The organism is Marinobacterium sp. xm-g-59 (assembly GCF_013283315.1).
Lineage (GTDB): Bacteria > Pseudomonadota > Gammaproteobacteria > Pseudomonadales > Balneatricaceae > Marinobacterium_E.
The window spans coordinates 1-2,685 of record NZ_WBYR01000026.1; the positions used below are offsets into that span (position 1 = coordinate 1).

The 2,685-nt window shown below is 45.4% G+C and carries 6 protein-coding genes and 1 pseudogene; 5 read left to right on the plus strand and 2 right to left on the minus strand.

All coding sequences use genetic code 11. From position 1 onward, the window contains the following. Positions 1-385: 385 nt before the first annotated feature. The 3 genes from XMG59_RS11950 to XMG59_RS11960 are packed head-to-tail and all read left to right on the plus strand — an operon-like array spanning position 386 to position 1,048. Positions 386-559, plus strand: a complete 174-nt coding sequence (locus tag XMG59_RS11950) for a hypothetical protein (RefSeq protein WP_173487684.1) — start codon at positions 386-388, stop codon at positions 557-559. After that, on the plus strand, positions 549-731 hold the full coding sequence (locus XMG59_RS11955; RefSeq protein ID WP_173487683.1) for a hypothetical protein: 183 nt from the start codon (positions 549-551) through the stop codon (positions 729-731). Before XMG59_RS11950 ends, XMG59_RS11955 begins: the two co-directional genes overlap by 11 nt. Further along, positions 728-1,048, plus strand: a complete 321-nt coding sequence (locus tag XMG59_RS11960; protein ID WP_173487676.1) for a hypothetical protein — start codon at positions 728-730, stop codon at positions 1,046-1,048. The genes XMG59_RS11955 and XMG59_RS11960 overlap by 4 nt, the downstream gene beginning before the upstream one ends. Positions 1,049-1,052: 4 nt before the next feature. Here XMG59_RS11960 and XMG59_RS11965 read toward each other — a convergent pair whose 3' ends face one another. Both XMG59_RS11965 and XMG59_RS11970 read right to left on the minus strand, forming a co-directional pair. After that, positions 1,053-1,397 carry a hypothetical protein gene (locus XMG59_RS11965; RefSeq protein WP_173487682.1) on the minus strand — a complete coding sequence of 115 codons (345 nt, stop codon included), beginning with the start codon at positions 1,395-1,397 and terminating at the stop codon, positions 1,053-1,055. Then, positions 1,375-1,578: a hypothetical protein gene (locus XMG59_RS11970; protein ID WP_173487681.1), complete on the minus strand. Its 204-nt coding sequence runs from the start codon at positions 1,576-1,578 to the stop codon at positions 1,375-1,377. The genes XMG59_RS11965 and XMG59_RS11970 overlap by 23 nt, the downstream gene beginning before the upstream one ends. 118 nt (positions 1,579-1,696) lie before the next feature. Here XMG59_RS11970 and XMG59_RS11975 point away from each other — a divergent pair, with 118 nt between their 5' ends. Then, a complete protein-coding gene (locus XMG59_RS11975) occupies positions 1,697-2,437 on the plus strand; it encodes a hypothetical protein (protein WP_173487680.1) in 741 nt (246 codons plus the stop codon). 135 nt (positions 2,438-2,572) lie between these two features. Beyond that, a pseudogene (locus XMG59_RS12330) lies at positions 2,573-2,685 on the plus strand (recombinase family protein); the annotation flags it as partial.

The window sequence follows — 2,685 nt, forward strand, 5'->3', positions numbered from 1 at the left end:
GCTGAGTGTTGATGAAGAACTGACGCAAGATTTCAGTTTCAACAAAATCAACATCTTTTATAGACAATCGTGAAGGCGCTTCAGTCTTTTTGCGAGCAACAAGTGGTAGCTTGAAAGTAACTTTCAAAGTGGCATTCAGGTCTATCATCTGCTGGAGCATTCGTTGCTTTGTCATCAATCATTTCTTTCTGTGTTTATCGTATCTTTATTTATATGCGCTGCGGGCTTCGTAGATTGGTAAGTTATTCTTTTATTTCACTTTATTAGAAAAAATGTTCTCAGATTTTGTTGGTGGTGGGCGTATAAATATCTCTGAGCGGTGACATTGGATGTCACTCAAAAATGTCTTCGTAAGAACAAGAATAATAAGAAGGGCATAGTGCAAATGGACGAGATAGAAGTGGAATATGAAATCGTGAAAATGTTGGCAGAGAAGAGATGGAAACTTCAGCAGCAGCTTGCTGAGGTAGAGGCTGCAATTGCTAAGAACTCTCGTAACTTTGTTGTAGGTGATGATGGATTGCTGGAAGTGGGGCTGGGGGTTGCAGATGCACGATAAGAAATCAGTTCGTTTCAACTGCGAAGAAAAGCTGCTCACAGAACTAGATGCGTATCGTTCAAGGTATGTTTGCAGGACGCAACTGATTGAACAGGCGCTGAAGCATTATTTGGCACTGCTGAAACAGAACGGTGTCAAGCAGGGCACTTGGACAGGGTGGCTGGGCAGATGAAGTCTTTTGAAGAATTTCTAACGGAAACGGAACAAGAGCAGCTTGAAGAAGGCATCATTCGCACTGGAGCGATTGCGTCTTATGGTGCGCAGTCACGCAAATACGGCGATGAAGCTGTCAGAGCGTTCAGGAGCGGGCAGGAGACACTGAGACGGGGTTCTCGTAATACGACAGCAGAAGAACGGCTAGAGCGCATTGAGAGTGCGTTGGATGCGCTCTTTGATGGTCTCATCAAGCAACGACAACAGATTGGTGCTGGTGTGGCTGTAGATGTTGCTGGTCACATGCTCGCAGCGAAAGCTCGCAAGAAGCGTTGATGCATCAACGCTTCTTCAACGCTTTTGCAGAAGCAACGATACGCTTACGAAAAACATTGATATCTGCGCTGTCCATTACAAGCACTGAAAATGCGTTTCCATCGCTATTGCGCATCTCTACGAGCATTCCAAATTTAGTAATTTTCAACATATCAGATGATTTTTCATAGATGTTTAGGTCTTTTTGACCTGATGTTGTCATCGCTTCCATTACATCGTTCAGATTGTTGAATGCGGCATCAATATTCAAAGCTGGTGCTTTCATAATAGTTCTCACTTTCTTTGTTTTGAGATTTGAAGATTTGTCAGTGTTTGAAGACGCAGCTTTATGCTGCTTCTTCTTGCGCATCTATGTAGTCAATGAGGTGCTGTAGTTCTTCATCGTCTTCAACGGCTTCAACAAGCAGATAGCGAATACACTCGCTGTCAAGGTTTCCAAATAGATGTGCTTCAACAAATTCATATGCGGTCATAGTTTTCTCTTTCTTTGATTTGAGATTGGAAGATTTGTCAGTGTCTGAAACGCTCATTCGTTTCGCTCACTGACAATAATAATATAAGCTGTTCAGGAGTAATTTACTTGTGACAAGACGAAGGCGCAGCGGGGCTGTCTGGTCTTGTTCATTTCTACATAGAAACGAGGTGACAATGAGTGAGAAGTGGTCAGGCGATGGCAGGTATTATCTGGCGGCACGAAGTGTTGAGGCATATCGCTTGTGGTTTGAGTTCTTGAAGCAGGCGCATCGGGATAAGGACATTGAGGTAGACTACGAGTTCTACGCTGACTGGGGGAACTTCTGGGACAAGTCGTTCAGCGACTGGTGGGCAGGTGCAACTTGGCGGACGCTCTTCGCTGTTGATACGGCTGTTCGTGTTCTGGATGAGAGTGAGGGCATTCAGAATGACGACACAGCAATCGTTGTGCGGCTATCATTGAGCAAAGATATCAAAGAGACGCTGCGAGATGTTCAGCAGCTTCTGGAACAGCATGGCGCAGGCACAAAGCTGAACACAGTAGCTCAAGGCAAGTTCAAGCTGTCAGAGGGCTATGAGAAGGCGTTTCTCAAATACATGGACAGAGCGAACTTCATGCTTCGTCTGTATCGTATCTGGTTGGACAATGCTGACTATGACAAGCGGGGTCGTGTGAAGCAGACGGCTGTTCAGTTCTACGAGTGGGCAAAGCAGCGAGACGACATGATACGAGCGAAGAACTACAAGCTCACTCGTCCGATGTTTCCGTTTGCAGTTCGCACATACGCTGAGGCGATACTGGCTGGTGACGACATTACGGACAGTAACGAACAGCGGCAGTTCATGCGGTATCTGAAGAAGGCTCGTAATCTTGCGAACAACGCTGCGAGAGGCGAATTTCCTGGCAAATACTGAGTCACATTTGAGTGTAGCACACTGTTACAGCGGACAGTGTTACACTTCTTTGAAGAAAACAGGCGGTTTTGCTTGTGGTTATTTGGCTTCCTGTCATCTCTAGATTCAAATGTTACACTTTGAGGGATGTTAGAGATGAAGATCGGTTATCGCAGAGTAAGCAGTGAAAGTCAGAACTTGGACAGACAAGATCTGGTCTGTGATAAAATCTTCGAAGAGAAGGTCTCTGGCGCAAGGCGTGACAGAGC

Bases quoted from the DNA above. Each gene is read 5' to 3' on its own strand.
- XMG59_RS11950 (WP_173487684.1), top strand. From the start codon at position 386: ATGGACGAGATAGAAGTGGAATATGAAATCGTGAAAATGTTGGCAGAG.
- XMG59_RS11970 (WP_173487681.1), bottom strand. From the start codon at position 1,578: ATGAGCGTTTCAGACACTGACAAATCTTCCAATCTCAAATCAAAGAAA.
- XMG59_RS11955 (WP_173487683.1), top strand. From the start codon at position 549: ATGCACGATAAGAAATCAGTTCGTTTCAACTGCGAAGAAAAGCTGCTC.
- XMG59_RS11965 (WP_173487682.1), bottom strand. From the start codon at position 1,397: ATGCGCAAGAAGAAGCAGCATAAAGCTGCGTCTTCAAACACTGACAAA.
- XMG59_RS11975 (WP_173487680.1), top strand. From the start codon at position 1,697: ATGAGTGAGAAGTGGTCAGGCGATGGCAGGTATTATCTGGCGGCACGA.
- XMG59_RS11960 (WP_173487676.1), top strand. From the start codon at position 728: ATGAAGTCTTTTGAAGAATTTCTAACGGAAACGGAACAAGAGCAGCTT.